This is a genomic window from Pseudarthrobacter sp. GA104 (genome assembly GCF_009741265.1).
GTDB lineage: Bacteria > Actinomycetota > Actinomycetes > Actinomycetales > Micrococcaceae > Arthrobacter.
This window is the reverse complement of record NZ_WOWL01000001.1, coordinates 2002410-2026814: the sequence shown is the minus strand read 5'-3', so window position 1 is coordinate 2026814 and position 24405 is coordinate 2002410. Positions and strand designations below refer to the sequence as shown.

Sequence of the window (24405 nt, the reverse complement as noted above, 5' to 3'; positions counted from 1 at the left end):
CCGGAGTCGGGCAGAATCAGGAACGGGTATTACGTGACTCACCACCTAACCGGCGTACCGCCGTCAGGAGCAGCAGCATGATCGGCATTTGGGCACTCGGCGCCTACCTTGCCGTCATCCTGCTGTGGACCACCGTGCTCAAGCGCAGCGTCGGGGAAGCCATGATCCTCGGGTTCCTGGCCGTGCTTCCGTTCACCGGGGCGGCTGCGGCGCAAATCGGCTTGGCGGCGCTGTACTCGGCCATCACGGACGAGATCGTCTACGCCACCATGGCGTTCGTGTTCATGGGCTACCTGCTGGACAGGACCGGCGTGCTGGACCGGCTGATCGACCTGCTGAACTCCCTGATCGGCGGCGTCAAAGGCGGGCCGGCCTGGGTTTCCACCGTGGCATCAGCGGGACTGGGCAGCGTGGTCCACAACCAGGCCGCCATCGCCGCAACGGTGGGATCGGTGACCATCCCGTGGATGGAAAAGTCCCGGCTGGACAAGCCCTCGGCGGCCACGCTTGTGGCGGGGAACGCTGGAATGGGCATCACGTTTCCGTTCAGTGCCTCGATGTTCGTCCTGGTGGGTTCCGCCACGGTGGGGCCCCTGCTGGACATCAATGCGCTGGTCCTTCCGCTGCTGTTCGGCGGCCTGTGGTGCTTCGTGCACCGGCTGATTGTCACCTGGCTCCTGGTCCGCAAGAGCGGCATGGCACCGCTTGACGCCGCGCACCGGTTGCCTGTCCGGGCAGCGTTCGGCCGCGGCTGGTCCACCCTGCTGCTGTTCGTGGTGGTGGCCATCCCGCTGGTCATCACCTCCGGCGCCATCGCCAAGGGACTGTCGGACTGGACCGGCGGAGACGTCACCAGATCGGTCAGCGTGATTGTCTGGATCCCCGTGGTCCTCATCATCACCGGCGTCCTGCTGGGCCGGAAGAAGCTGCCCGCCGATGGCCGGGCCTGGTGGGCGCTGCTGGAGGAGTCCGCGCCGCGCTTCGGCATCGTGGGCGTCACCGTGGTGTTCGCCTTCGCCGGTGCCAACGCCCTCGCCGCCACCGGCCTGCCCAAGCAGATGACCGAACTGCTCAACGGGATGAACCTGCCGCTGTGGATCCTGGCCATCCTGATCGGCTTGATCGTCATCGCCGTGGCTGCGCCCCTTTCGGCGACGGCGACCATGGCGGCCGTCGGAACCGTCGGTGTGGCCGCCTTGGTGGCAGCAGGTGTCCCGGCCACCACGGCGGCCGTGGCCGTCCTTGTCTTCTCCTCCTGCGAGGCGGCGGTCCCGCCGGGAGGGGCCCCGCTGTACGTGGCGTGCGGCATAGCGGACGTGGACCCGATCACCACATTCCTCCGGCTGCTGACCCACTACGCCCTGCCGCTGCTGGGCATCGGCGTCCTGATCATCCTCGGCATCCTGCCCATCTAAAGGAAAAAGACACATGCAACCGATCCGAAGGGCCATCGAAGTCCTCTTCGTCCTGACCCTGGCAGTGCTGCTGGCCGGCGGCGTCGTGTTCGTGGCCGGGCAGGCCATCGCCCTGGCGGCCGGCAAAGGCGAGTGGCTGACACTGCTCAACGGCACCATCAAGGCGCCCATCTGCATCGCCGCCTCCATCTGTGCCGTCGCCGGGTTCCTGCTCAGTTACAAACGCCGCCAGGACCAGGATCAGCCCCAGGAAGCGGGGGCACGGTGAGTCCTGCTGCCGAAGACGGACGGCACCCGACGTTCGCTGAACTCCTCCGCCGGGAGGGCGCATTGGCCGGGACCTCCTGGGGCCTGTTTCCGGACCCAACCCGGGGGACGCCGTCGTTCATTACTCCCCAAACGGTGCGGGACGCGCGGGACTGCATCCGGACCGGAACTGCCTTTGGCCTGGACTATCCGGCGGATGCCTTCGACCCGGGCATGTCCCTTAAGCGCAGCGCCCCCCGGCACACCATCTACTCCTCGCACCCGGCCCACCGCGACGATTATCTTGACGGGTACTACCTGCAGGGATCCAGCCAGATCGACGGGCTGCGCCACCGCCGGGCGGACGACGCCGGTTTCTACAACGGCACGCCCGATGACCGCATCAGCGAGGGCACGCCGGACCTCGGCATCCAGGAATGGGCGGACAGTCCCATTGTGGGGAGGGGAGTGCTGGTGGACCTGGCCGGGTACCGCGCCGGGCAGGGTGCTCCGATTGACCACGCCGCCGGGGAACCCCTGGGCCTTGACCTGATCGAGGGGGCGATGGCCGCCCAGTCCGCGAGCCTCCGGCAGGGCGACATCCTCATGCTGCATACGGGCTGGTGCGAATGGTTCCTTGGCCTGCAGCCGGAGGAGAAGCAGCGCATGCGGGACAGCAGGCGGGCAACGGGCGTGGCCCAGTCCGAGGAGTTCGTTGCGTGGGCATGGGACCGCCGGCTCGCGCTCCTGGCGGCGGACAATTTTGCCCTCGAATGCCTGCCCGCACTGCCCGCCAGCCCTTACCTCGATTCAGCACCGAACGACCACGGCATGATGCACCAGCAGCTGCTGGCCAAGCTGGGCTTGCCGCTGGGGGAACTGTGGCGGCTGGGTCCGCTGACCCGGCACATGCGGGTTGCCGGCCAGTGGGACGCCTTCATCACCGTCAAGCCGCTGAACATCACCGGCGGAACCGGATCACCCGCGAACGCCACTGCGGTGATGTGATCCCCGGCGGGCTTTGGGTCAGGCCAGGCGCTCGCCGGTGATCCGGGCCAGGTGGTCCAGGAGTTTGTTCTGGAACGCCTCGTCGTGGACGGCCGGGTGCGGGTCTTGCCGGTGCTGGTGGAACCAGTAGCCGCCACTCGTGAGCGCCGCCGGATCCTCGCTGGTGGCCAGCCACTCCTGCGTCAAGTGACCGAGCCGGAGATCGTCCGGGGCGCCGGCGCCGCCCATCCGGGTGGGCACCCAGCCGGGGTCCACGGCGTTGCTGAGGACGTCCGGCCATAAACGGGCGACGGCGGCCGCCAGGGCCGTGAGGTAAAGCTTGCTGTCCGAGTAGGTCACCGTCCGGGCGCCCCCGTCGAGTTTCCCGAGCTCGGCGCGGCCGGCGCGGTGCATGCCGCTGCTGACATATATCAGCCGGCGCGGGCGGTGGATGACTCCGGTGAGGAGGTAGGGGGCCACGACATTGACGTTGAAGACGTCCGGGCCGTGCAGCACTCCCGCGTTATGGATGACGGCGTCCAACGGCCCCATCCGGTTGACTTGTTCGGCGGCGTCCCGCGACTGCCCCAGGTCGGCCAAGTCGCCAACAACGGCGGCGGCGCCGCGGTCCAGGAGGTCCTGGACTGCGCCAAGGCGGGCGGCGCTGCGTACATGGACGACGACGTCGTGGCCCTCGTCCAGCAGCGCCCCGGCCGTGTGCCGCCCCAGCCCGTCAGCGGAACCGGTGATGAATATGCGCGGCACTATCCCTCCAGCAGTTGTTCATTGTTCCGACGGCGATGTTCCCGCGTCCGTGGAATGCGGGCATGTTCCAAGGCTATGACGGTTGCTGCGGGCAAGGGGTGCCCTGCCAGGACCCGTTGTGCAATCAGATGTGCTGCGCTGGCCACCTGTCACGGCGTCACGCAAAACACGCTTTTGGGGAACGGGCGGGGGCGGCGGCGCGGGTTTCCGCGGCCCCGAGGCCGTGGTGGGCCAAAAGCGTGCCGTGTGTGACGCCGTCGGAAGTCCAGCTACGGCAGCCGGCCGGGCCGCAGCAGGCTCGGCACGCCAGCCTGCCCGGGGTCCAGCGGAACGGGGCTGACCAGGACCGCCGGGCCCCGGTACAGGGTGCCACTCGACAGGGCGCGGCAACGGATCCCGCCCCTGCCTCGCATGGCGGCATGGCCTCCCGGCGCCAGCACCTCGTTCATCCAGGCGCAGGGGTGTGCGGGACGCCCGCCGTGGAGCCCAACCCGGGAACTGCCGGACTCCAGGGTGAAGTCCTGCCCCAGCAGCGGAGCGAGGTGCGCTCCGCGGAGGATCACGTTCCGGCGGGTGGCCAGGGGATCAAACGGTCCGGCTCCAAGTTCCGCGGCCATGGCTTCCAGGGCCTCGACGGCGAACAGCGTCACCGCGGCGTCCATGTGGGCGGCCTTTCCGAAGAACCGGTCACCCGCGATGCCCTTGCCCGCCACCACTTCGGCGGCCTGGGCGTCGAACGTCGGCACCTCCGCGGCGCCGTCCCGGGCCCGTCCGAAGTAGGCGTGCCCCGGTGACACCAGCAGGTGCAGGATCTGGACGTCGTACCGGTAGGTCTCCGTCATGCCACCTGCGAACCAACGTAAGCGGCCAAATGCTTGCCGGTGAGCGTCGAGGCGTCGGCCACCAGCCCAGCCGGCGTGCCCTCGAAAACGATCCGGCCGCCGTCGTGCCCTGCTCCCGGACCCAGGTCGATGAGCCAGTCGGCGTGCGCCATCACCGCCTGGTGGTGCTCGATGACAATCACGGACTTGCCGGAGTCAACCAGCCGGTCCAGCAGGCCCAGCAGGTTCTCGACGTCGGCGAGGTGCAGGCCGGTGGTGGGCTCGTCCAGCACGTAGACGTCGCCTTTCTCCGCCATCTGGGTGGCGAGCTTGAGCCGCTGGCGCTCGCCGCCGGAAAGGGTGGTGAGCGGCTGGCCGAGGCTGAGGTAGCCCAGCCCCACGTCGTCGAGCCGGTCCAGGATGGTCCGGGCCGCCGGCGTTTTGGCCTCGCCCTCCGCGAAGAAGGCGGCAGCCTCCGTCACGGACATGGCCAGCACGTCGGCAATGTTCCGGCCGCCGAGGGTGTATTCAAGGACGGAAGCCTGGAACCGGCGGCCTTCGCAGTCCTCGCACGGCGACTCGACCGTGGCCATGACCCCCAGCTCGGTGAAGATGACGCCGGCGCCGTTGCAGGTGGGGCACGCGCCCTCGGAATTGGAGCTGAACAGGGCAGGCTTCACCCCGTTGGCCTTCGCGAACGCCTTGCGGATGGGCTCCAGCATGCCGGTGTAGGTGGCCGGGTTGCTGCGCCGGGAGCCGCGGATGGCGCCCTGGTCGATCACCACCACCCCCTCGCGCTTGGCGACCGAGCCGTGGATCAGCGAACTCTTGCCCGAGCCGGCCACACCGGTAACTACCGTCAGGACGCCCAGGGGGATGTCGACGTCGACCGCCTGCAGGTTGTGCGTGGACGCGCCGCGGACCTCCAGCGCCCCCGAAGCCTTCCGGACGGCGTCCTTCAAGGACGCGCGGTCCCCGAGGTGCCGGCCGGTAATGGTGTCGCTGGACCGCAGGCCCTCCACGCTGCCCTCGTAACAGACCTCGCCGCCTTGGGTGCCGGCGCCGGGACCGAGGTCGACGACGTGGTCCGCGATGGTGATCATTTCCGGCTTGTGCTCCACCACCAGGACGGTGTTGCCCTTGTCCCGCAGCTGGAGCAGCAGCTGGTTCATGCGCTCGATGTCGTGGGGATGGAGGCCGATGGAGGGCTCATCGAAGACGTACGTGACGTCCGTGAGCGAGGAGCCCAGGTGCCGGATCATCTTGGTGCGCTGGGCCTCACCGCCGGAGAGGGTGCCGGCGGGCCGGTCCAGGCTGAGGTAGCCCAGGCCGATGTCGGAAAAGGAGTCGAGCAGGTGCTGGAGGCCCTTGAGCAGGGGAGCCACGGAGGGGTCCTTCAGGTCCCGGATCCACCCGGCCAGGTCGCTGATCTGCATCTGGCACAGCTCGGCAATGTTCTTGCCGTTGATCTTTGAGGACAGGGCCTGCCGGGTCAGCCGGGTCCCGTGGCACTCCGGGCAGGTCTGGAAGGTCACCGCGCGTTCCACGAACCGGCGCACGTGCGGCTGCATCGCCTCCGGGTCCTTGGACAGCATGGACTTCTGGATCTTGGGGATGATCCCCTCGAAGGTCAGGTTGACGCCCTCCACCTTGATCTTGGTGGGCTCCGCGTAGAGCATCGTGTCCAGCTGCTTCTTGGTGAACTTGGAAATCGGTTTGTCCATGGGGAGCGCCATGCCCTCGAACAGGCGCCCGTACCAGCCGTCCATGGAGTAGCCCGGAACAAGCAGGGCGCCCTCGCTCAGGGACTTTTCGTCGTCGTAGAGCGCTGTCCGGTCAATGTCGCTGACGTTGCCCATCCCCTCGCACCGCGGGCACATGCCGCCGAGGTAGACGGCCTGCTGGACCACGGCCTTTTCCACCCGCCCGCCCTTCTCCGTGGACATCACGCCGCTGGCCTTGCGCGTGGGCACGTTGAAGGAATAGGCGGTGGGCGGGCCGACGTACGGGGAGCCGAGCCGGCTGAAAAGGATGCGGAGCATTGCATGGGCGTCCGTGGCCGTCCCAACGGTGGAGCGCGGGTTGGCGCCCATCCGCTCCTGGTCCACGATGATCGCCGTCGTGAGCCCTTCCAGGAAGTCCACCTCGGGCCGGGCCAGCGAAGGCATGAAGCCCTGGACGAACGCGCTGTAGGTTTCGTTGATCAGGCGCTGCGACTCTGCGGCGATGGTGGCGAACACCAGCGAGCTCTTGCCGGAACCGGAGACACCGGTGAACACGGTCAGCCGGCGCTTGGGCAGCTCGACGCTGATGTCCTTGAGGTTGTTTTCCCGCGCGCCCTGCACGCGGATGAGGCCGTGGGTGTCCGCGATGTGCACGCCATTTCTTTCGGTATGGGCTTGGGTGTGGGTCCCGGTGTCGGTGCTCATGCGTCTCCCTGGGCTCGCTGCGGCTTACTGCTGCTGGTTGATGCGGACGGTGTTGCCGGCCGGGTCGCGGAACGCGCAGTCGCGGATTCCGTACGGCTGGTCCACCGGCTCCTGGACCACGTCCGCCCCGGTCGCCTCCACTTTTGCGAAGGCTTCGTCCACGTTAGGTGCTGACAGGATGACGGTGGCGTAGGTGCCCTTGGCCATCATCTCCGCGATGGTCCGGCGCTCGTCATCGGTGATGCCGGGGTCCACGGCCGGCGGGTGCAGGACGATGGACACGTCCGGCTGGCCGGCGGGTCCCACGGTGATCCAGCGCATGGTGCCGCGGCCAACGTCGTTGCGGACCTCGAAGCCCAGGGCATCGCGGTAGAACGCCAGCGAGGCGTCCGGATCGGTGTGCGGAAGGAAGCTAGAGGAAATGCTGATGTTGTTCATGGCAGCCATGCTAGTTGCGGCTCCGGCGCGGACGCTTCTCGATTCCTGACCGGTTTGGTGACCTGTTTCGCCACGCACGCGGGGATGCCCGCCGTCGACATCGCCGCCTCCTGTTTGTATACGCTGGGCGGCATTCCCACGAGTTCCGTGAAGCGCGTGCTGAACGTCCCCAGCGAGGAACAGCCGACGGCGAAGCACGCCTCCGTGACGGAAACGTCGCCACGGCGAAGGAGCGCCATGGCCCGTTCAATGCGCCGGGTCATCAGGTAGCTGTAGGGGCTTTCCTGGTAGGCGAGCTTGAACCTGCGGCTCAGGTGCCCGGCCGACATGTGGACCCCGCGGGCCAGGGATTCGACGTCCAGCGGCTGCGCATACTCCCGGTCGATCCGGTCCTTGACGCGGCGGAGGTCCCTGAGTTCGCGCAGGCGGGCATCGGAGAGGGGGCTGGTGGTCACCTTTCAGATGGTGCTACGCGGCGGGGGAGTTGTCCAGAGCGCGGAAACCGGGCTGCGGGCGATAAAAGGACGCCCCTCCGCAGAGTATGATTATCCCGCCGACCAACAAATGAGGTCCTCGCCCGCTTGCGGGCTCGAGTAAACGGTTTGTCCGGCAAAGCCTGATCCAGCCAGCAGTGGCCTCCGGCAAAAGACACCCCGAAAACCCCGTCAACAACCTTGCCCGGCCTCTGCCTGCCGGGCACCGCCCTTGAGAGGTCTCCATGGAACTGCTGTGGGAAATTGCCGGCTGGGCCGGTGCGGTTGCCATCCTCAGTGCCTACCTTGCCGTTTCCATGGGCTGGATGAAGGCCGGCAGGGGTTTCCAGACGGCAAATCTCCTGGGTGCCGTGGCCTTCATCATCAACGGATCCGTCCACGAAGCATGGCCATCCGTGGTCACGAACGTGGCCTGGTTCCTCATATCCGCCATTGCGCTTCTGCGCATGCGGCAGGCGGACCGGCCGCCGGTGACGCCCGAAGACGCTCCGCAGGTCCAATTCCCCGGCGTCCCGGACACCACCGGCCAGCTCGCTGTTGTTGAGGTTCTTACCGGCTCCGTCCACGGCGACGACGACGGGCACCGCCCCCTTCGCTGACCGCACGACACTCGCCGCCCGATGAACAACGGAAAGGCCTAGGAAGCAGCTTCCTGGGGCTGGAATGAGTCCACGTCAGTGGCCAGGACGGCCAGTTCCACGCTTGCCGGCCGCTCAACGGTGCTGTTGATGCGCACTGCCGTGCCGCTGTGCGCTGACTCGAGCACGGATTCCATGACGTCCAGGGCGTGGTAGGCCATGGCCCCGCCCGCGCGTGGCTCGGAGCCTTCAGGGGTGGAGGCGAGGTCGGCAATGCCGAAGCCTCTGCCGGAATCGACGTAGCCGGCGGACACGGGAAGGGTCTCCCAGTCCTCTGCCCCGAGGGAAAACAGCTGGACGTCGCCGTCGAAGTGGTTCGGGTCCGGCACCACCAGCGATCCGCGCTCCCCGTGGATCTCGATGTTCGGGGACTTGGACTTGACGGCGTCAAAACTCATGAAGAGCGTGGACAGCGCGCCGGAGGCGTGCACCAGGACACCGGTGACATGGGAATCGATGTTAACGGGGACCTTTTCGCCCTGGCGCGGTCCCGAACCGATGATGCGTTCGTTGCGCGTATGGCTCGCCGCGCCGATGACCGAGACCACGGGACCCAGCAGGGTGACCAGGGCGGTGACGTAGTAGGGGCCCATGTCCAGCAGCGGGCCGCCGCCGGGCTGGTAGTAGAAGTCCGGGTTGGGGTGCCAGCGCTCATGGCCCGGGGTCACCATCGTGGCGGAGGCGGATATCGGCGCACCGATCAGGCCGTCGTCGATCGCCTTGCGGGCGGTCTGGATGCCGGTGCCCAGTACGGTGTCAGGAGCACAGCCGACGGCGACGCCCGCCTCGCGCGCCGCGTCCAGCACCTGGCGCGCCTCCGCAGTGGTGGCGGCGAGGGGCTTCTCGCCGTAGACGCTCTTTCCGGCCGCGATGGCCTTCAGCGCCACCTCCGCGTGCGCGGCGGGGATGGTCAGGTTCAGGACCAGTTCGACGTCGTCCGCAGCGAGGAGCTCGTCCACGGAGATGGCGCGGACACCCTCGTACTGCTCCGCCACGGCCTGGGCGCGTGCGGGATCCAGGTCCGCCACGGCCACCAGGTCGATCTGGCCGAGTTTGCGGAAGTTGGTGAGGTACTGCGCGATGATGGCTCCGCAGCCAATGATTCCGACTTTCAACGGCTTGCCCACAGCAGGCCCCTTTCGATGATGGTGCGGACGTTGGCGTCCTGGAGGATTTCGACCCGGTGGCCGGGGGTGGCAACGAAGATGCGGCCTTTGCCCCACTGGCGGGTCCAGATGGCGGGGGAGGTGACTTCGCGGTTCCAGGGGTCCCACTCCCGGACCTTCTGGGTGGTGGTGGCCAGGACGTCGATGTAGTCGTCGGAGAGCACCCAGTACTGCTCGGTGACCAGGTCGAAGTCGGAGATGCCCTTGGTGATCGGGTGTTCCGCGGCGGCCGGGAGCATGTTGACCGTGTAGGGGACGTAGTTGTCCGACTGCTCGCCGACGCACTCGTCCGGGTGTTTGCCGGGATGGCAGGCGAACTGCCCGCCGATCAGGTGCAGGTAGTCCGAGTTGTTGCGGTAGGAATCGGCGATGCCGCCGTGCCAGCCGGCCAGGCCCGTGCCGTTTTCGACGGCGGTCCGCAGCCCGGCGAACTCGTCCTTTTCGATGGTGGTCATGGTCATGCACTGCATGATCAGATCCACCCCTGCCATGTACTCGGCATCGGCGTACACCTTGGGGGATTCCTCCACGAGGACGTCGTAGCCGTTGTCCTTGAGGTAGGGGATGAAGAGCTCGGTGGCCTCGTACGGCTGGTGGCCGTCCCAGCCGCCGCGGACCACCAGGGCGTTCTTGCGATCTGTCATGTCGGGTTTTCCTTTTGTTTGGCTTCCGGCCCCGGAGGGCCGGCGAAAAATGGGTCAGCGGCTGGCGAAGGCGGCGTCGAAAGCGGCTGCCGGCGGGGCGATGCGGGCGAGTTCCTTGACCATGGCCAGCGCCTGCGGTGCGCCGACGAGCCGGTCCATGCCGGCGTCCTCCCACTCGATGCTGGTGGGGCCGTCATAGCCGATGGCGTTCAGGGTACGGAAGATCCGGTTCCACTGGACGTCCCCGTGCCCTGCGGTGACGAAGTCCCAGCCCCGGCGGGGGTCCGCCCATGCCAGGTGGGAGCCCAGGCGCCCGTTGCGGCCATCGAGCTGGCGGACCGATTCCTTGACGTGCACATGGAGGATGTGGTCCGCGAAGTCCTGCAGGAACATCACCGGATCCAGGTCCTGCCAGATGAAGTGGGACGGGTCGAAGTTCAGGCCGAAGCCCTTGCGGTGCCCGATCGCCTCCAGGGTGCGCTTGGCGGTCCAGTAGTCGTAGGCGATCTCGGACGGGTGGACCTCCAGGGCGAATCGGACGCCCACCTCGTCGAAGACATCCAGGATGGGGTTCCAGCGGTCCGCGAAGTCCTGGTAGCCGGCGTCGATCATTGCCTCGGACGCTGGCGGGAACATGGCCACCGCCTTCCAGATGGACGAGCCGGTAAAGCCCGTCACGGTCTTGACGCCCAGGCGCGCGGCGGCCCGCGCGGTGTCCTTCATGGATTCCGCGGCCCGGCGCCGGACACCTTCGGGGTCGCCGTCGCCCCAGATCCCAGCGGACAGGATGCCCTGGTGGCGCTCGTCGATGGGGTCGTCGCACACGGCCTGGCCGGTGAGGTGGTTGGCGATGGCGAAGACCTGCAGGTTGTTCTTCTCGAGGATGTCCAGCCGGCCCTGGAGGTAGTTGTCGTCCTCAGCCGCCCGGCGGGGGTCCAGATGGTCGCCCCAGCAGGCGATCTCCAGCCCGTCGAAGCCCCACTCGCCGGCCAGCCGGGCCACCTCCTCGAAGGGCAGGTCGGCCCACTGGCCGGTAAACAGCGTGATTGGTCGTGTCATCAGGATTCCTTGGTTGTACTGTCGCTTGCGGCGATGCTCAGACTTTTTGCCACTGGCTGGAATTGGCGGCGCTGGACTCCACGGCGGCCAGGACCCGCTGGACCTGCAGGGCATCGGCAAAGGACGGTTCGGGCTGGCGGCCCTCGCCGATGGCTGTGACGAGGTCCACCACCTGGTGGGTGAAGCCGTGCTCGTAGCCCAGGCCGTGGCCGGTGGGCCACCAGTTGCCGACGTACGGGTGCTCGGGTTCGGTGACGAAGATTTTCCGGAAGCCGGCGTCCGGGGACTCGGCCGCGTCGTAGAAGGACAGGACATTCATGTCCTCGAAATCGAAGGCGAGGGAGCCTTTGGTGCCGTTCAGTTCCAAGCGCATGGCGTTCTTCCGGCCCAGCGCGTACCGCGTGGCTTCAAAGACGCCGATCGCGCCTGCGGAGGCGCCGCCGTCGAACTTTGCGCTGAAGATGGCCGCATCATCCACGGTGACCTTCCCGCGGGGCGCGTCGCCGCTGAGGTCGCCGTGGCCGCCCAGGCCCACGAGGTCGCCGGCCAGCGGGCGCTCGGGAACAAACGTTTCGAGCAGCGCCGAAACGCCGGTGATGTCCTGTCCGGTGACCCACTGGGCCGCATCGATGCTGTGCGCCCCGATGTCGCCGAGGGATCCTGATCCGGACTTGCTCTTGTCCAGCCGCCAGGTCATGGGGGCATTGGCGTCGGAGAGCCAGTCCTGCAGGTACTGGGCCCGGACGTGGCGGATCTCGCCCAGCCTGCCCTGCTCCACGAACCGTTTGGCCAGCGCCAGGGCAGGTGTGCGGCGGTAGCTGAAGCCGCACATGGACATGACTCCCTGCTTGGCGGCGGTCTCCGCGGCGAGGGTCATCCGCTCGGCCTCCTCCACGGAGTTGGCCAGCGGCTTCTCGCACAGCACGTGCTTGCCGGCCTCAAGGGCGGCGATGGCGATCTCGGCGTGCGTGTCGCCGGGGGTGCAGATGTCGATCAGGTCGATGTCGTCGCGTTCGATCAGGCGGCGCCAGTCCGTCTCGGCCGATTCCCAGCCAAGCTTGTCCGCTGCGGCCCGCACGCCGTCGGCGTTCCGGCCGGCGACGGCGGTGAGCCGGGGCTGCAGCGGCAGGTCGAAAAACCGGGGAGCGGTGCGCCAGGCGTGGGAGTGGGCTGCACCCATGAAGGCGTACCCCACCATGCCGACGCGAAGGGGCTTGGGTTGTGTCATCGGAAGTCCTTTCTATTTGCTGAAGCCGGCGGTCAGGCCGCTGAGCAGCTGCCGGCGGCCCACCACGTAAAGCACCAGGATTGGCAAGGTGCTGAGCACCACCGAGGCAAGCACAGCCGGGATGTTGACGCTGTATTCGCCCTGGAAGGTCCACAACGCCAGGGGAAGGACGCGCAGTCCCGGGCTCTGGGTGAGGACCAGCGGAAGCAGGAATCCATTCCAGACGTGCAGGCCGTTGTAGATGGCGACGGTCACGATCGCGGGGCGGGTCAGCGGCAGGGCAAGCCGCCACATGGTCTGCCATTCACTGCAGCCATCAAGCCGCATCGACTCGAACAGTTCGTTCGGGACGTCGCGGATGAAGTTGGACAGGATCAGTACGGTCAGCGGGATGGCAAAGGCAATGGAGGGAAGCATGAGCGCCAGCAGGCTGTCGTAAAGGTTCAGCCGGATGATCATCAGGTAGATGGGGATGATCGTTGCCTGCAGCGGGATCGCCAGTCCCATCAGGAACACACCGTTGACCAGCTTGAGGAACCGGCCCTTGCCCCGGACAATCGCGAACGCGGCCATAAAGGAGACCAGTACCGTCGGAATGACAGCACCCAGCGTGACGATGGTGCTGTTCATGAAGTACTTCGCGAAATCCGCCTCGAGGACCAGCTGGTAGTTTTCCAGCGTCGGGGCGGTGGGAAGCGCCAGCGGATTCTGGCCGAAGTACCCTTCCTGGGTCTTCAGGCTGGTGATGACCACGTAGTAGACCGGAATGATGATGATGGCCAGCCAGAGCCAGCCGCCGAGGCCTGCCGGGAGGTTCAGCCTTCTCATCCGGGATCCCAGCCCCGGCTTTGGCGCGGTGGAGTTGGTCCGGGAGCCGGCGGGAACTTCCTCAGTGCTGCTTTTCAGGACGATGCTCACCCTACATACCTTCCAATTGGCTGCCCTGCTTGTCCTTGCCTCCAAGGCGCTGGAGGAACAGGGCGAGTGCAAGGCCGATGAGTACGAGAATGACGGCAATGACGCTGGCCGGGCCCATGAGGTTGGCCCGGAAGCCCCGCAGGTACATGTCCAGGGCCAGGATCCGCGTGGAGTTGCCCGGGCCGCCGCCGGTGAGGACGAAGATCAGGTCGAAGTACGTCAGGGACCCCACCACCATCAGGGTGGAGGAAGTGATGATGGTGTACTTCAGCTGGGGAAGGGTGATGTGGAAGAACTGCTTGATGGTTCCCGCCCCGTCGATCTCCGCTGCTTCGTAGAGTGACTTGGGAATCTGCCGCACCCCGCCCTGGTAAATGAGCGTATGGAAGGGGACGAACTGCCAGGCGATCACGAAGATGACCAGGCCCAGGGCCAGATGCGGGACTCCCAGCCAGTCCTGGGCCAGGAACGGCAGGCCGAGGCCCGTGGCCAGGCCGAAGTTCGGGTCCAGCAGGGCTTTGAAGGCGATCGCGACTGCTGCCGAGGAGAGCAGCAGCGGCAGAAAATACAGCACCGCAAGGGCCGCCCGGTAGCGCTGGCTTCCGGCGGTGAAGACTCCCAGAAGGAGGCTGATGGGAGTCTGGACCAGCCAGGACGCGATCATGATCAGGAAGGTCAGCCCCAGGGCGTTGTACAGCCCGGGATCCGCAAGCACCGAGAACCAGTTACCCAGCCCTGCTGATCCGATGGCACCGATGCCGTCCCAACTGGCGAAGCTGAGGATGAGTACACCGGCCAGCGGCACGACGGCGAAAACCAGGAAGAAGAACAGAGCAGGAACTGTCAGCCACGCGAGGGCCGCATTGCGCTGTCCGCTTTGCCCAGCGCCGGTTCTGGCGGCGGCCTCAGTCCTGCGGGCGGTGGAGACGGCGTTACTCATTTCCCGAGGGTGCCATTCATGTTCTCAGCGAACTGCTGAGGGGTGATCGACTTCAGGAACAGCTGGTCGATGTTGTTCAGCAGCGTTTCGGCGGCGGTGGGGCTGAGCGCCTGGTCCCAGGACTGCTGGAAGTTGGGAGCGTTCTTGGCCAGATCGTAGACAAAGTTCAGGAAGTCCTTGTCCGGGGATGTGTTGAGTTTGCTTTCGATCCCGTTGACGATGGGGACGGAACCGGAATTGATGTAGGTGTCGATGACCGTCTCGGTCAGGATCCCGTCCTTGAAGAACTTCTTCGCCGTCTCCTTTTCCTTGTCTGTGGCTTTGGAGGAGATCGACATGTACGCGGCGGGGTTTCCCACGCCGTTCTTTGGGTCGCCCTTGCCGCCGGCAACGGTCGGGAACTGGACGAAGCCCAGTTTCCCGTCCTGGACGAAGTTCTGCCCATTCTTCTTCATGGCTCCGTAGGTCCATGAACCATGCAGCATCATGGCGGCCTTGCCCGTGAACAGCAGGGCCTGGTCCGCATTGGAGTCTGCCGCGATGGAGGAGAAGCCCTTGATGAACCCGTCCGCGGAGACGAGCTCCTGGATCTTGGTGCCGGTTTCGATGACGGCGGGATCCATCCAGGCATTGGGCTTGCCTTCGAAGATGGCGGTGAAGACTTCGTCGCCCCCGATGCGGTCAAGCAGGTATTCAAGCCACATCATGGAGGTCCAGCGCGACTGTCCACCGAGTGAGAAGGGAGCCACGCCCATGTCGTTGAAGGTTTTGACCAGAGACATGACGTCGTCCCAGGTCTTCGGCGGCTGGACGCCGGCCTTCTCGAACAGTTCCTTGTTATAGAACAGGACGATCGGGGCGACGTACTGGTTGGGCAGGGCGTAGATCTTCCCGTTGACGGTGGCTGCGCCGAATGAGGCGGGGAAGAACTTCTTCTGCAGATCCGGATTGTCATTGAGCCAGCTGGTTAGGTCCTCTACCTGGTTGGCCTCGGCATACGTCTTCAGGGTGCCGCCGCCCCAGCCGTAGATGATGGTGGGGGCCTGGCCGGCGCCGATGGCGGTTTTGATTTTGGTTTTGTAAGCGTCGTTCTGGAAGTAGGTTACGGCGATCTTGTCGTCAGGGTTTGCCGAACTGAAGGTGTCCACGGCCTTCTGCATGGTGGTCTGGTTCGGTTCACCGGACAGGTACCACATGCTGGCACCGCCTCCGCCGCTGCTGGAGGTCCCCGGTCCTGACGTCCCGCACGCCGTGGCGGTCATGGCGGCGAAGGGAGTGAGGGCAGCAAGGGCGAGGAAAGAGCGGCGGGAGGTCTGGGATTGCTTCATTGCTTCTCCATCTGAAAATGCTTCGTTGCAAAGGTTGTGGGGTTGTGAGCGGCACACACTTTCGAAATATTTCGAGCAGGTGATTTAGGTCACGCTCTAAACTAAAGCTCAACACCATGGGAGTCAAGAGGCGCATGAAAGTTCTTTTGCGGGCCACTTTGAGGGTTCCTTGACGTGGCTGGCCGGATTCCAGAGAATGTATTCTCCGAAACTTTTCGAAAGGCTGCAAACCCATGGCATCGAAGATCGCTGAGCGGGCGAGGCCAACGCTCGCCACCGTGGCCCGGCAGGCCGGTGTTTCTGCGCCGACGGTGTCCAAGGTTGTCAACGGCCGCGAGGATGTGTCGCCGGAAACCCGGGCCCGCGTGCTGGCCGTCCTGGAGCAGGCCGGGTATCAGTCCCCGCTGCAGCGACGTGCCGCCGGGGAAACCGGCACGGTGGTTGAGGTGGTCATCGATGTCCTCGATTCCGCGTACACCATCCAGGTGCTCAACGGCGTGCTGCAATCCGCGGCCGATGCCGACGTCGAGATTCTCGTCAGCGTCACCGGTCCCGCGAGCCAGGGCCGGCGCAGCCCCGAGCGCCGCGCACAGCGCATGGTGGACGAGGGCAGGGCCGGAATGATCGTGGTGACCTCAGCCTTCAGCGAGACGCAACTGCACCCTTTCCGGCGCCGCCGGATTCCCGTCGTCGTGATTGACCCGCTGAACCCGCCCTCCGCTGACGTGGTCAGCATCGGTGCCACCAACTGGGCCGGCGGCAAGGCAGCCACGGAGCACCTGCTGGAGCTGGGGCACCGCCGCATCGCGTACATCGGCGGCATAGAGAAGGCCGAATGCAACCAGGCTCGGCTGCACGGCTACATGGCCGCACTCATGGCGCACGGGGTGCCGGTGGACCCGCAGTACATCTATTCCGGCGGCAGGTTCCGCCGGGAAAGCGGCGTCAAAGGCCTGAAGGCGCTGCTCGAACTGGACAAGCTTCCGACCGCGATCTTCGCCGGCAGCGACACCATCGCCCTGGGCATCCTCGGTGAAGCGGGCCGGCACGGCATCCGGGTTCCCGAAGACCTAAGCCTTATCGGCTTTGACGGTACAAACCAGGGCGAGGAGTCCGTGCCTTCATTGAGCTCCGTAGCCCAGCCGCTGGAGGAGATGGGGCGGGCAGCGCTGCGGTCTGTCCTGCGCCAGGCGCGGGGGGAAGTCCTGGATTCGCACCGCGTTGAGCTGGCCACCCATCTGATTGTCCGCGATTCCACGGCGCCGCCCGCCGCCTGAGCTGCGCAAACCCCTGCGCGGGGGTCCCAGTGAGCGCCGAGCCCTACTTCTTGGTGAGCCGGTAGCGCTCGATCTGCCTCAGGCGCCGCATCAGGCTGTCGCGCCGGGGGTGCGGGACGGCCTCGGCCGCCTCTGCCGTGAGGTCAATGTGCCTGGTGCCGTACTGCCATAGCAGCAGGTCGTCGAGCAGCCGGTCGGGACCGGGGGAGTAGCGGTGGTCCAGTGCCTTGCGGACCTCGGTGATCCGGTTGGCGCTCAGCAGCCCGGCCAGCTGCATGGTCTGGTTCAGGCCATGGGCTGCCAGGAGTTCCGCGGCCCAGCCCCAGTCATCGTCCACTTTGCGGTCAACGTGGGGAAGCAGCGTGCGCCACACGTCGCGGATGCGGTTGGGCGTCAGCGGTGCCGCCCCTTCGCCGTCGGCATCCCAGAAACCGCGGACTTCCTCGTAGCGCTCGTGCAGGTCGGCGAAGGCGGTCTCCACTGTTTCCAGCATGGCGGCCGTGGCCGTGAACTGCCGGTCGAAGTGGGGTGTCCAGGCCCGCGGGTCCTCGGCCTTGAAACGGATATCATGCTCGATCTCGCTCCACGCGTGGGCGAAAATGGTGCGGATCTGGCATTCGAAGAAGTAGCTGCCGTTGGGCACGGCATCCGGGTTGAAGACCGACTGGTACTCCTTGACGGCCTCGTTCTGGATGGTGCGCAGGATCAGGTGCCGGCTGGAGTACCCGTAGGTGCCCGATTCGATGGAGCCGATGTCCTTTTCCCGGTCCCCGCGGCAATCGAAGAGCTGCCGCTGGTGCTTGATGATGTTGGCCACCAGGGCATTCTCTGCGGGCAGCTTGGTGATCACCCGGATGCCCACCATGTCATTCAGGGTCCGGAACGGGTCAGGGAACTTGAGGACAGGGGGCGCGCCCGGCTCCAGGGGTTGCTCGATCCGGGAGATCTTCTCCTTGAACGATTCCACGGTCTTGGTGCGGCCCGTGACGAACAGCGGCGTGACCTCGGAGTCCTTGAGCATGTCCCGAAGCGTCAGCAGGACATCCCGGGTGACCAGCTTCAGGGCAGGGCGGACCCGCTCATAGATCTCCACGTTCTGCTCCACGGATTCGCGGAGGCTCGCATCCAGGCTGTCCCAATGACTCGGCATGGTTCCAGCTTACGGCGGAGGCCCGGCCGTGATCCGCGCACCGCCGTCGCTCCTTCACCGCGTTGCCCGGCGCCGGCTTGCGATTCCATCGACTGCTCCGTACCTGCCGTTTTCACGCGCCAAAAGGGCCGGTACGGAGCACTCGATGAAGGGGAGGCGTGCCCGGTGGGGTCCTCAGGCGCCCGGAGGCTGGTATTTGATCTCGGCCGCCTTCTGCAGGGCTTCGATGGTCTCCTCGACGCTCATCAGTACCGTGGTTTCGAATGAACTCAGGGCGCCGCCCCCGCTGATGGCCAGGGCCACCGCCGCCATGGACACGTTGTCCGGCGCCTCCCAAAGGTTGTAGCCATCGTGGCTGCCGAAGGCGTACCAGAATCCATGGAGCTTTCCGCCCACCGATTCGATGTACGCCTGGGCAGCTTTCCGCCGGTCTTCCGGGTTGTTGATCAACCGGCCCCAGGTCTCCGGCGTGTAGCTGAACCTTGACAGATAGAGCGGCATTTTTCCGGTCCTTTCGGTCGGTGGAACGGAGGTAAGTTCCACCCAGAGTGGCACTGTGCTGCCCGTCCGGCAATGGCCTGTGTTGAGGCCCGGCAATGCACTGCGCGGTACGCTCGGCAGATGGCAAAGCGGCATAGGTACCACTACGGCGAGGACCCCAGCCAGTGGGGCGAACTGTTCCTTCCCGAAATGCCAAAAGGGGCGGCCCACCGCGGCGTGGTGGTGGTGATCCACGGCGGCTACTGGCGGTCGAAGTACGGTGCCGAACTGGGGGAGCCCCTGGCCGCGGACCTTGCCGGGCACGGGTTCGCCGCGTGGAACCTCGAGTATCGCCGGGCGGGCAACGGCGGGGGCTGGCCGCAAACCTTCTCGGACATCCTTGCAGGCATCGACAAGCTCCGGGAGCTCGCAGGGCCCCACGCCCTGGATTTGGGCAAGGTGGTGGCGCTGGGCCATTCCGCCGGCGGGCATCTCGCAGTGTGGGCGGCGGGCCGGGACCGCCTGGGCCGCCTGGGGCTGGAGGCCGAGCACCGCGAGGCCGGCGCCAGCCCCGACGGCGTCCGCCTCGCCGGCGTGGTCAGCCAGTCCGGCGTGCTCAACCTCGCGGCAGCGGAGGAACTGAACCTCAGCGATGGTGCCGTGGCCAACCTGCTGGGCGGGCCGTCGTCGGACTTCCCCGGCCGGCACAGGTACGCGGACCCGATGGCCGCGTTGCCGCTGAGCGTCCCCGTCTATGCCGTGCATGCAACGGACGACGCCGACGTGCCGCTGGGCATGTCAGCGTCCTATGTGGAGGCGGCCAGGTCCGGGCCGGCTCCCGCGCGGCTGGTCATGGTGCCGGGGGACCACTTCGCGCTGATCGATCCATCAACGGAGGCGTACGCGAAGTGCCGGGAGCTGGTGGGGGAGTTGCTGCACTGGGCTGAGCGTCATCGGGCTTAGCAACGTGCCGGCCGGCCTCTCCTCTGGCAGAGTATGAGCATGCTCACAGTTATTGGCGAAGGCCTCGTTGACGTTGTCCAGCGCGCCTCCGGAATCGAAGCCCACGTAGGCGGCAGCCCCCTGAATGTCGCAGTGGGCCTGGCCCGCCTCGACCACCCGGTGCAGTTCATCGGGCGGTACGGCCGGGACGCCTACGGTGACTCCGTCGCGGCGCACCTGCGCGCCAGCTCCGTGATGCTTCCCATGGGCCCGGATGACCTGCCCACCAGCGTGGCCACCGCACTGATTGACGACGACGGCGCCGCCACCTACACGTTCGACCTCACCTGGCAGCTCCCCGGCATCGCCGACCGGCTCGCGTTCATGCTGCAGGGAACCACCCTGCTGCACACGGGATCCATAGCAACAATGCTGGCGCCGGGCGCCACCGAGGTGCTCGCCGCCGTCGAATTCGCCCACCCGCACGCCACCATCAGCTACGACCCCAACTGCCGGCCCAGCATCATCAGCGATGTTGACTATGCCCGCCGCCACGCGGAAAAGTTCGTGTCCCTCGCCGACGTGGTGAAGGCCTCGGATGAGGACCTGGCCTGGCTCTACCCAGGGCAGGATGTGCTGGAATCGGCGCGCAAGTGGCTGGCCCTTGGCGGGGAGGAGGGGCCGGCGATGGTGGTGGTTACGCGCGGCGCCGAAGGGCCCTGGGGGGTGTGCCGGGCGGGCGAGGCGCAGGTGCCGGCTCCCAAGGTTGTGGTGGCGGATACCGTGGGCGCGGGCGATTCCTTCATGGCCGCGCTCCTGTCCGGCCTGGTGGACCGCGGCCTGGACGGAGCCCAGAACCGGAAGGACCTGCGCGAACTCCCGGCGGAGGGGCTGGAGGAACTCCTGGCCCATGCAGCGAAGGCCGCCGCTGTCACGGTGTCCCGGCCCGGCGCAAACCCGCCGACCCGGGCTGAGCTGAACGGGGTGCCTGCGGAGGATTAGGCCGGATCATCGGTTGCTCCGATCAAGTATCCCTAACTGATACCTGCAGACTGCGACGCTCTCTCACTTAATGCGCTTAAACGGCCAGTGCTCTCTCACTTTCTAAAGGAAAGTGAGAGAGCGCTGGCCAGGATGGCGCATTAAGTGAGCGAGCGTGTTGGCTGGGGACCTAGTCCTTGCCGAGCCCCGCGGCCGAGGTCTTCTCGCCGGACACGCTGTTGAGCGCCCGCAGGTCGAAGATACCGTTGATGTCCGCCTGCTTGGTGGTTCCGGCGGTCACCCCGTCAGCCAGGAGCTTTTGGTAGGTTCCGGCCAGCGGATCCACGGTGAACACGATGTTCTTCAGCGACCGGTCGATCACGTCGGCCTTCAGCTCGGCGCCGGCGGCTTCCCTGAGTGCGGCGTTGATGACACTGGCCTTCTCGCCGTCGGCTGCCCCGTTCAGCCACTCGACCGACTTCACATGGCCCTTCAGGAGAGCCTTCACGGTGTCCGGGTGGTCTGCGGCAAACTTCTGGTTCACGATCAGGATGGTGGTGGGGAACTCGCCCGGCTTGCCGGACAGCGAGCCGTCCCAGAGGTCCTTCTCGTCCACCAGGACCTTCGCGCCGGCGGTCAGCACCAGGCGGGAGGCCCAGGGCTCAGGCAGCCACGCGCCGTCGAGCTTTCCGTCCTGGAACAGTTTCAGGGTCTGGGCGTTCTCGGTGGGGTTGATGGCGACGTCGCCGCTGCCGTCCACGTTCGTCTTGTAGCCCTGAGAGGCCAGCCACGCGCGGAGGGCAACGTCCTGGGTGCCGCCGAGCTGCGGGGAGGCGAGGGTCTTGCCTTTGAGGTCCGCCGCGGAGTTGATCTCCGGCTTGACCACCAGCTGGGCGCCGCCGGCGGCAGCGCCGGCGATGATGTTGATCGACTCGCCGCCGCTCTTGACGTACGAGTTGATGGCGGGGTTGGGGCCGATGTAGGTGGCGTCGATGGCGCCGGCGTTCAGGGCCTCGATGGCTGCCGGCCCGGCGTTGAACACCTGGGTGCTGAGCTTGGTGTCGCCCAGTTCGCCGGCAATGTAGCCCTGGCTGACGCCCACCAGGGCGGGGGCGTGGGTGACGTTGCCGAAGTAGCCAAGCTTCAGTTCGGCAGCGGGGTTGCCGGAGGGGGCGGTTTCCTGCACGGCAGCGGGAGGGCCGCCGCTGTTCACCGCCGCGGCGACGGCCGCACCTCCGCCCACCAGGGCGAGGAGCGCAGCGCCGATCCCGATCTTCTGGCCGAGGGAACGCTTGGGAGCGGCGGACTGTCCGGCCACGATGCGGGTGGAGCCTGGCTGGCTCCGGGGGCTCTTGTTCGATGGGTCTGACACTGGGAATTCCTTTGCTGGGGCGGATGCTGAGACGAGATTACGGAGCACCCGGCAGCGCCACAATCATTCCCGTAGCGGGCGTTCACGGAAGGTCGCGAACGCTCAACAGGACGTAGCGCGGCGTCAAGAAACGACGCGGGACGTCTTCCGGGGCCCGGCAGGATTGCCTACGCAGCCCTGATGAGTGGAGCTCGCTGAGGACCCGCCGCAGCCCGGCTGCGGTGGTAACGGGGTGTGGTCAGCCCGTGTCCAGGGTCACGTCGCCCAGCGGCGTGGACAGCACGGCGCGCAGCGCCGGGGCCGCGGCATATGCCACGCCAGGCAGCGCCAGCAGCTGGCGCACCGGCGGCGGCAGGCCGCCCAGCTGCAGCTCGCGCAGCGCGACGCCGCTGGTCGCCATGCGCGCGGTGGGATGCGTGCCGTCCCACTGGATCAGAGTCGGCAACGCGCCGCCGAGCTGCAATGCGCCGTCGTCGCGCACCAGGATCCGCCAGGCCAGCCTCCCCTGCAGCGTCTCGCGAGACATGGCCAGCGGCTGCCCCGGGTCGATCCCGACATTGACGAGACCTTCTCGGTGCAGGCCGAGCATGCGGGTGCGCGCCACCAGGTGCACCAGGCGCGGTGCATCGCTGATGCGCTGCTGCAGTGCCGGATCGTCGAGGCCGAACCAGCGCCGGCGCGCTGGCGGCGAAGCTTCCGGATCGATCGCGATGATCTCGAAGTACGCGCCCGGGAACGCAGCCGACGCGATGCTGAACACCCGGTTGTGCGTGCCCATCAGCAGGTGCTTGCCACCCGGCCCGGGCGTGATGCCGAGCGTGGCCTCGCACCAGGCCACGCCCTGTTCCAGGCTGGTCGCGGCGACGACGAGGTGATCGACTTCGGCGCTGCTCACAGGCCCTCCTTTACGCGGTTACAGGTCACGCGATAGCCGCCGATCCGGGTGCCGCCGGCTCCGGTCACCGCCCGCAGCCGCCGTTACGTGCGGCCATCTGCGGGACCGTTTGCCGGTTTAGGTGACGGTCAGCTGGGTGTACATCCCGGCCCAGTAGTGGCCTGGCAGATTGCAGAACAGTTCATATCTTCCGGGCTTCAGGTCAAGGGTGATCCATCCGGCAGCGGACGGGAGGATTCCGTTGCCCTCGCCTTCGGCGCAGGTGGCGGCGGCCTCGGCCAAGCTGCCGGCCTCGTCGATTTTCCCGTCCCGGCCGACCGGGCGGGTTCCGGCGACCTGGGTGTCCGCCAGCGGGATGATCATCATTTCATGAGGGATATTGCCGGCGTTGGTGACCAGGAAGGACACCTCGCCGCGCGTCACGGTGGACCGGTCGGCGGTCAGCTGCATGCTGCGCCGCATCATCCCGCGGCCGCCCATCATGGGGCCTCCCATATCGGATGCCGTGACATGGATGACCGCGCCCGGGAGGCTGGGCGGAGTGCACCGGGAGGTTCCAGGGAATCCGTAACCGCCCGGTGCCACCCCGCCGTTCATGAACACTATGGCCGTCATGGATGCGGCCGTCAGGACAAGGGCCGCGAGGATACCGAGCAGGACCTGCCCCCTGAGGGACCGGGTTTTCACGGTTTCCGTCTCAGCACGGCGCGGCGTTCATTGAACTCGGTGGCGTCAATCTCCCCCCGTGCGAAGCGTTCGTTGAGGATCCGCTCAGGATCGTCGTGCGGGGGCCCGTAGGATCGCCAGGCGCCGGGCTGCCCGCCGCGGATCAGGAGGATGACCACCGTCACCACGCCTCCCCAGAACAGCAGCATCATTAGCGCCATGGCCACCCAGCCGCCGATTCCCCCGTCGCCGTACCATCCGTACATCATGCCCGGACCTCCCTTTCTGTAGTTGTGACTGCTGCTTGCTTTCACCATTGCCTGTGGAGCGTCCAGCGAACAGGGTCCTTGGTCACGAGGGAGGCGCCTGCGCGCGCGGTTTTCTAGGCGGCCGATCCTGCCTCGACCGGCAGGCCGCCGATGCGCCATTCAAGCATTCCTTCGTGCAGGCGCCGGGCACGGCGGCCGGCTGCGTGCAGCAGGGCCACGGCTTCGTAGGCAAGGACGCAGTAGGCGCCCCGACAATAGGCCACGACCTCTTGGTCCCCGGGCAGTTCGGACAGCCGGTCGCTGAGCTCCTCCAGCGGGATGGAGATGGCCCCGGGGATATGGGCGGCGTTGTATTCCTCGTTCGGGCGCACGTCGAGGACCGTTGCGGTTCCAGCCCGGGCGCGGGCGAGGAGCTCTTCGCGGCTCATTTCCTCCTCATCTCCCCGGCGATCTCCAAGTTCCAGATAAGCGACGCGTTTGGGTTCGACGCCGGCCACGTGCTCCTGCGCAACGGATCGAAGCAGGCTGTAGAGCCGCAGGATGTCGGGGCCGGCGAGGTCGTAGTGGATTCGGTTGCCGTCCCGCCGGGTGGTTACCAACCCGGCCTGTCGAAGGGTTTGGAGGTGCGCCGAGGCCGTGCTTAACCCCAGCCCGGCGGCGGCGGCCAGGGTTTCCACGCTCCGTTCCCCCTGGCTGAGCAGGTCCAGCAGTTCCAGCCGCTTGCCGTTGGCCAGAGCCTTGCCTACCCGGGCGAACTCCTCGAAGAGTTCAGATTTCCTTGCCTTGTCGCCCACTTTAGTCCTCCAGAGATCCATGTAATACTGGAACAAATACTATTCCACGTTTTCTTGGAATGC

Annotated in this window: 26 protein-coding genes; 7 read left to right on the top strand and 19 right to left on the bottom strand. The window is 66.7% G+C overall.

Going from position 1 to position 24405, the window contains the following annotated elements; all coding sequences use genetic code 11:
- Positions 1-77: 77 nt before the first annotated feature.
- Genes GK109_RS09225 through GK109_RS09215 form a run of 3 tightly spaced genes read left to right on the top strand, consistent with a single transcriptional unit; the run spans position 78 to position 2669 of the window.
- On the top strand, positions 78-1415 hold the full coding sequence (locus GK109_RS09225; protein WP_157239948.1) for a TRAP transporter large permease subunit: 1338 nt from the start codon (positions 78-80) through the stop codon (positions 1413-1415).
- A gap of 13 nt (positions 1416-1428) precedes the next feature.
- Positions 1429-1683, top strand: coding sequence for a hypothetical protein (locus GK109_RS09220; protein ID WP_157239946.1), 255 nt, complete (start codon positions 1429-1431; stop codon positions 1681-1683).
- Entirely contained in the window at positions 1680-2669 is a 990-nt protein-coding gene (locus GK109_RS09215; protein ID WP_370460496.1) for a cyclase family protein, read from the top strand. The genes GK109_RS09220 and GK109_RS09215 overlap by 4 nt, the downstream gene beginning before the upstream one ends.
- A gap of 18 nt (positions 2670-2687) precedes the next feature.
- On the opposite strand, the gene GK109_RS09210 is transcribed toward GK109_RS09215, so the two are convergent.
- The 5 genes from GK109_RS09210 to GK109_RS09190 form a co-directional block, all read right to left on the bottom strand.
- Complete coding sequence (locus tag GK109_RS09210; RefSeq protein WP_370460495.1) at positions 2688-3413, bottom strand: SDR family NAD(P)-dependent oxidoreductase; 726 nt, start codon at positions 3411-3413, stop codon at positions 2688-2690.
- A 269-nt stretch (positions 3414-3682) separates the two neighbouring features.
- A complete protein-coding gene (locus GK109_RS09205) occupies positions 3683-4255 on the bottom strand; it encodes an MOSC domain-containing protein (RefSeq protein WP_157239944.1) in 573 nt (190 codons plus the stop codon).
- Entirely contained in the window at positions 4252-6663 is a 2412-nt protein-coding gene (locus tag GK109_RS09200) for an excinuclease ABC subunit UvrA (RefSeq protein WP_157239942.1), read from the bottom strand. The genes GK109_RS09205 and GK109_RS09200 overlap by 4 nt, the downstream gene beginning before the upstream one ends.
- 24 nt (positions 6664-6687) lie before the next feature.
- Entirely contained in the window at positions 6688-7110 is a 423-nt protein-coding gene (locus GK109_RS09195; RefSeq protein WP_157239941.1) for a VOC family protein, read from the bottom strand.
- Positions 7098-7556, bottom strand: a complete 459-nt coding sequence (locus GK109_RS09190; protein WP_323057924.1) for a helix-turn-helix transcriptional regulator — start codon at positions 7554-7556, stop codon at positions 7098-7100. Before GK109_RS09190 ends, GK109_RS09195 begins: the two co-directional genes overlap by 13 nt.
- Positions 7557-7819: 263 nt before the next feature.
- On the opposite strand from GK109_RS09190, the gene GK109_RS09185 reads away from it, so the two are divergent.
- A complete protein-coding gene (locus GK109_RS09185; RefSeq protein WP_157239939.1) occupies positions 7820-8194 on the top strand; it encodes a YgjV family protein in 375 nt (124 codons plus the stop codon).
- Between the two features lie 38 nt (positions 8195-8232).
- Here GK109_RS09185 and GK109_RS09180 read toward each other — a convergent pair whose 3' ends face one another.
- Genes GK109_RS09180 through GK109_RS09150 form a run of 7 tightly spaced genes read right to left on the bottom strand, consistent with a single transcriptional unit; the run spans position 8233 to position 15516 of the window.
- Positions 8233-9360: a Gfo/Idh/MocA family protein gene (locus GK109_RS09180; protein WP_370460492.1), complete on the bottom strand. Its 1128-nt coding sequence runs from the start codon at positions 9358-9360 to the stop codon at positions 8233-8235.
- Positions 9345-10043 carry a ThuA domain-containing protein gene (locus GK109_RS09175; RefSeq protein WP_157239938.1) on the bottom strand — a complete coding sequence of 233 codons (699 nt, stop codon included), beginning with the start codon at positions 10041-10043 and terminating at the stop codon, positions 9345-9347. The genes GK109_RS09180 and GK109_RS09175 overlap by 16 nt, the downstream gene beginning before the upstream one ends.
- Positions 10044-10097: 54 nt before the next feature.
- The gene (locus GK109_RS09170) at positions 10098-11102 is read right to left on the bottom strand and encodes a sugar phosphate isomerase/epimerase (protein ID WP_157239936.1); all 1005 of its coding nucleotides are present in this window, start codon (positions 11100-11102) and stop codon (positions 10098-10100) included.
- Positions 11103-11139: 37 nt separating this feature from the next.
- Complete coding sequence (locus tag GK109_RS09165) at positions 11140-12330, bottom strand: Gfo/Idh/MocA family protein (protein ID WP_157239934.1); 1191 nt, start codon at positions 12328-12330, stop codon at positions 11140-11142.
- 12 nt (positions 12331-12342) lie between these two features.
- A complete protein-coding gene (locus tag GK109_RS09160; RefSeq protein WP_370460491.1) occupies positions 12343-13248 on the bottom strand; it encodes a carbohydrate ABC transporter permease in 906 nt (301 codons plus the stop codon).
- A 1-nt stretch (position 13249) separates the two neighbouring features.
- Positions 13250-14188, bottom strand: a complete 939-nt coding sequence (locus tag GK109_RS09155) for a carbohydrate ABC transporter permease (RefSeq protein WP_157239933.1) — start codon at positions 14186-14188, stop codon at positions 13250-13252.
- Positions 14185-15516 (bottom strand): extracellular solute-binding protein, encoded by a 1332-nt coding sequence (locus tag GK109_RS09150; RefSeq protein WP_157239931.1) that lies wholly within the window; start codon positions 15514-15516, stop codon positions 14185-14187. The genes GK109_RS09155 and GK109_RS09150 overlap by 4 nt, the downstream gene beginning before the upstream one ends.
- A gap of 233 nt (positions 15517-15749) precedes the next feature.
- Between GK109_RS09150 and GK109_RS09145 the strand changes: the two genes are divergently transcribed.
- Complete coding sequence (locus tag GK109_RS09145; RefSeq protein ID WP_157239929.1) at positions 15750-16793, top strand: LacI family DNA-binding transcriptional regulator; 1044 nt, start codon at positions 15750-15752, stop codon at positions 16791-16793.
- A gap of 43 nt (positions 16794-16836) precedes the next feature.
- Here the strand turns inward: GK109_RS09145 and GK109_RS09140 are convergent, their stop codons facing one another.
- Positions 16837-17943 carry a GTP pyrophosphokinase family protein gene (locus GK109_RS09140; RefSeq protein WP_157239927.1) on the bottom strand — a complete coding sequence of 369 codons (1107 nt, stop codon included), beginning with the start codon at positions 17941-17943 and terminating at the stop codon, positions 16837-16839.
- Positions 17944-18117: 174 nt separating this feature from the next.
- Positions 18118-18444, bottom strand: coding sequence for a GYD domain-containing protein (locus GK109_RS09135; protein WP_157239925.1), 327 nt, complete (start codon positions 18442-18444; stop codon positions 18118-18120).
- 120 nt (positions 18445-18564) lie between these two features.
- Between GK109_RS09135 and GK109_RS09125 the strand changes: the two genes are divergently transcribed.
- The gene (locus tag GK109_RS09125; RefSeq protein ID WP_157239923.1) at positions 18565-19386 is read left to right on the top strand and encodes an alpha/beta hydrolase; all 822 of its coding nucleotides are present in this window, start codon (positions 18565-18567) and stop codon (positions 19384-19386) included.
- Between the two features lie 39 nt (positions 19387-19425).
- On the top strand, positions 19426-20367 hold the full coding sequence (locus GK109_RS09120) for a carbohydrate kinase (RefSeq protein WP_157239921.1): 942 nt from the start codon (positions 19426-19428) through the stop codon (positions 20365-20367).
- A gap of 169 nt (positions 20368-20536) precedes the next feature.
- On the opposite strand, the gene GK109_RS09115 is transcribed toward GK109_RS09120, so the two are convergent.
- The 5 genes from GK109_RS09115 to GK109_RS09095 all read right to left on the bottom strand — a co-directional run bounded on the left by GK109_RS09115 (position 20537) and on the right by GK109_RS09095 (position 24342).
- Positions 20537-21718 carry an ABC transporter substrate-binding protein gene (locus GK109_RS09115; protein ID WP_370460490.1) on the bottom strand — a complete coding sequence of 394 codons (1182 nt, stop codon included), beginning with the start codon at positions 21716-21718 and terminating at the stop codon, positions 20537-20539.
- A 238-nt stretch (positions 21719-21956) separates the two neighbouring features.
- The gene (locus GK109_RS09110; protein WP_370460489.1) at positions 21957-22613 is read right to left on the bottom strand and encodes a VOC family protein; all 657 of its coding nucleotides are present in this window, start codon (positions 22611-22613) and stop codon (positions 21957-21959) included.
- A 117-nt stretch (positions 22614-22730) separates the two neighbouring features.
- Positions 22731-23300, bottom strand: coding sequence for a sulfocyanin-like copper-binding protein (locus tag GK109_RS09105; RefSeq protein WP_370460488.1), 570 nt, complete (start codon positions 23298-23300; stop codon positions 22731-22733).
- On the bottom strand, positions 23297-23548 hold the full coding sequence (locus GK109_RS09100) for an SHOCT domain-containing protein (protein ID WP_157239918.1): 252 nt from the start codon (positions 23546-23548) through the stop codon (positions 23297-23299). The genes GK109_RS09105 and GK109_RS09100 overlap by 4 nt, the downstream gene beginning before the upstream one ends.
- A gap of 113 nt (positions 23549-23661) precedes the next feature.
- Positions 23662-24342 (bottom strand): metalloregulator ArsR/SmtB family transcription factor, encoded by a 681-nt coding sequence (locus tag GK109_RS09095; RefSeq protein ID WP_323057913.1) that lies wholly within the window; start codon positions 24340-24342, stop codon positions 23662-23664.
- Positions 24343-24405 lie beyond the last annotated feature (63 nt).

Coding starts and splice junctions, on each gene's coding strand:
- GK109_RS09225 (WP_157239948.1), top strand. CDS start 78: ATGATCGGCATTTGGGCACTCGGCGCCTACCTTGCCGTCATCCTGCTG.
- GK109_RS09220 (WP_157239946.1), top strand. CDS start 1,429: ATGCAACCGATCCGAAGGGCCATCGAAGTCCTCTTCGTCCTGACCCTG.
- GK109_RS09205 (WP_157239944.1), bottom strand. CDS start 4,255: ATGACGGAGACCTACCGGTACGACGTCCAGATCCTGCACCTGCTGGTG.
- GK109_RS09200 (WP_157239942.1), bottom strand. CDS start 6,663: ATGAGCACCGACACCGGGACCCACACCCAAGCCCATACCGAAAGAAAT.
- GK109_RS09195 (WP_157239941.1), bottom strand. CDS start 7,110: ATGGCTGCCATGAACAACATCAGCATTTCCTCTAGCTTCCTTCCGCAC.
- GK109_RS09185 (WP_157239939.1), top strand. CDS start 7,820: ATGGAACTGCTGTGGGAAATTGCCGGCTGGGCCGGTGCGGTTGCCATC.
- GK109_RS09175 (WP_157239938.1), bottom strand. CDS start 10,043: ATGACAGATCGCAAGAACGCCCTGGTGGTCCGCGGCGGCTGGGACGGC.
- GK109_RS09170 (WP_157239936.1), bottom strand. CDS start 11,102: ATGACACGACCAATCACGCTGTTTACCGGCCAGTGGGCCGACCTGCCC.
- GK109_RS09165 (WP_157239934.1), bottom strand. CDS start 12,330: ATGACACAACCCAAGCCCCTTCGCGTCGGCATGGTGGGGTACGCCTTC.
- GK109_RS09155 (WP_157239933.1), bottom strand. CDS start 14,188: ATGAGTAACGCCGTCTCCACCGCCCGCAGGACTGAGGCCGCCGCCAGA.
- GK109_RS09150 (WP_157239931.1), bottom strand. CDS start 15,516: ATGAAGCAATCCCAGACCTCCCGCCGCTCTTTCCTCGCCCTTGCTGCC.
- GK109_RS09145 (WP_157239929.1), top strand. CDS start 15,750: ATGGCATCGAAGATCGCTGAGCGGGCGAGGCCAACGCTCGCCACCGTG.
- GK109_RS09140 (WP_157239927.1), bottom strand. CDS start 17,943: ATGCCGAGTCATTGGGACAGCCTGGATGCGAGCCTCCGCGAATCCGTG.
- GK109_RS09135 (WP_157239925.1), bottom strand. CDS start 18,444: ATGCCGCTCTATCTGTCAAGGTTCAGCTACACGCCGGAGACCTGGGGC.
- GK109_RS09125 (WP_157239923.1), top strand. CDS start 18,565: ATGGCAAAGCGGCATAGGTACCACTACGGCGAGGACCCCAGCCAGTGG.
- GK109_RS09120 (WP_157239921.1), top strand. CDS start 19,426: ATGCTCACAGTTATTGGCGAAGGCCTCGTTGACGTTGTCCAGCGCGCC.
- GK109_RS09100 (WP_157239918.1), bottom strand. CDS start 23,548: ATGATGTACGGATGGTACGGCGACGGGGGAATCGGCGGCTGGGTGGCC.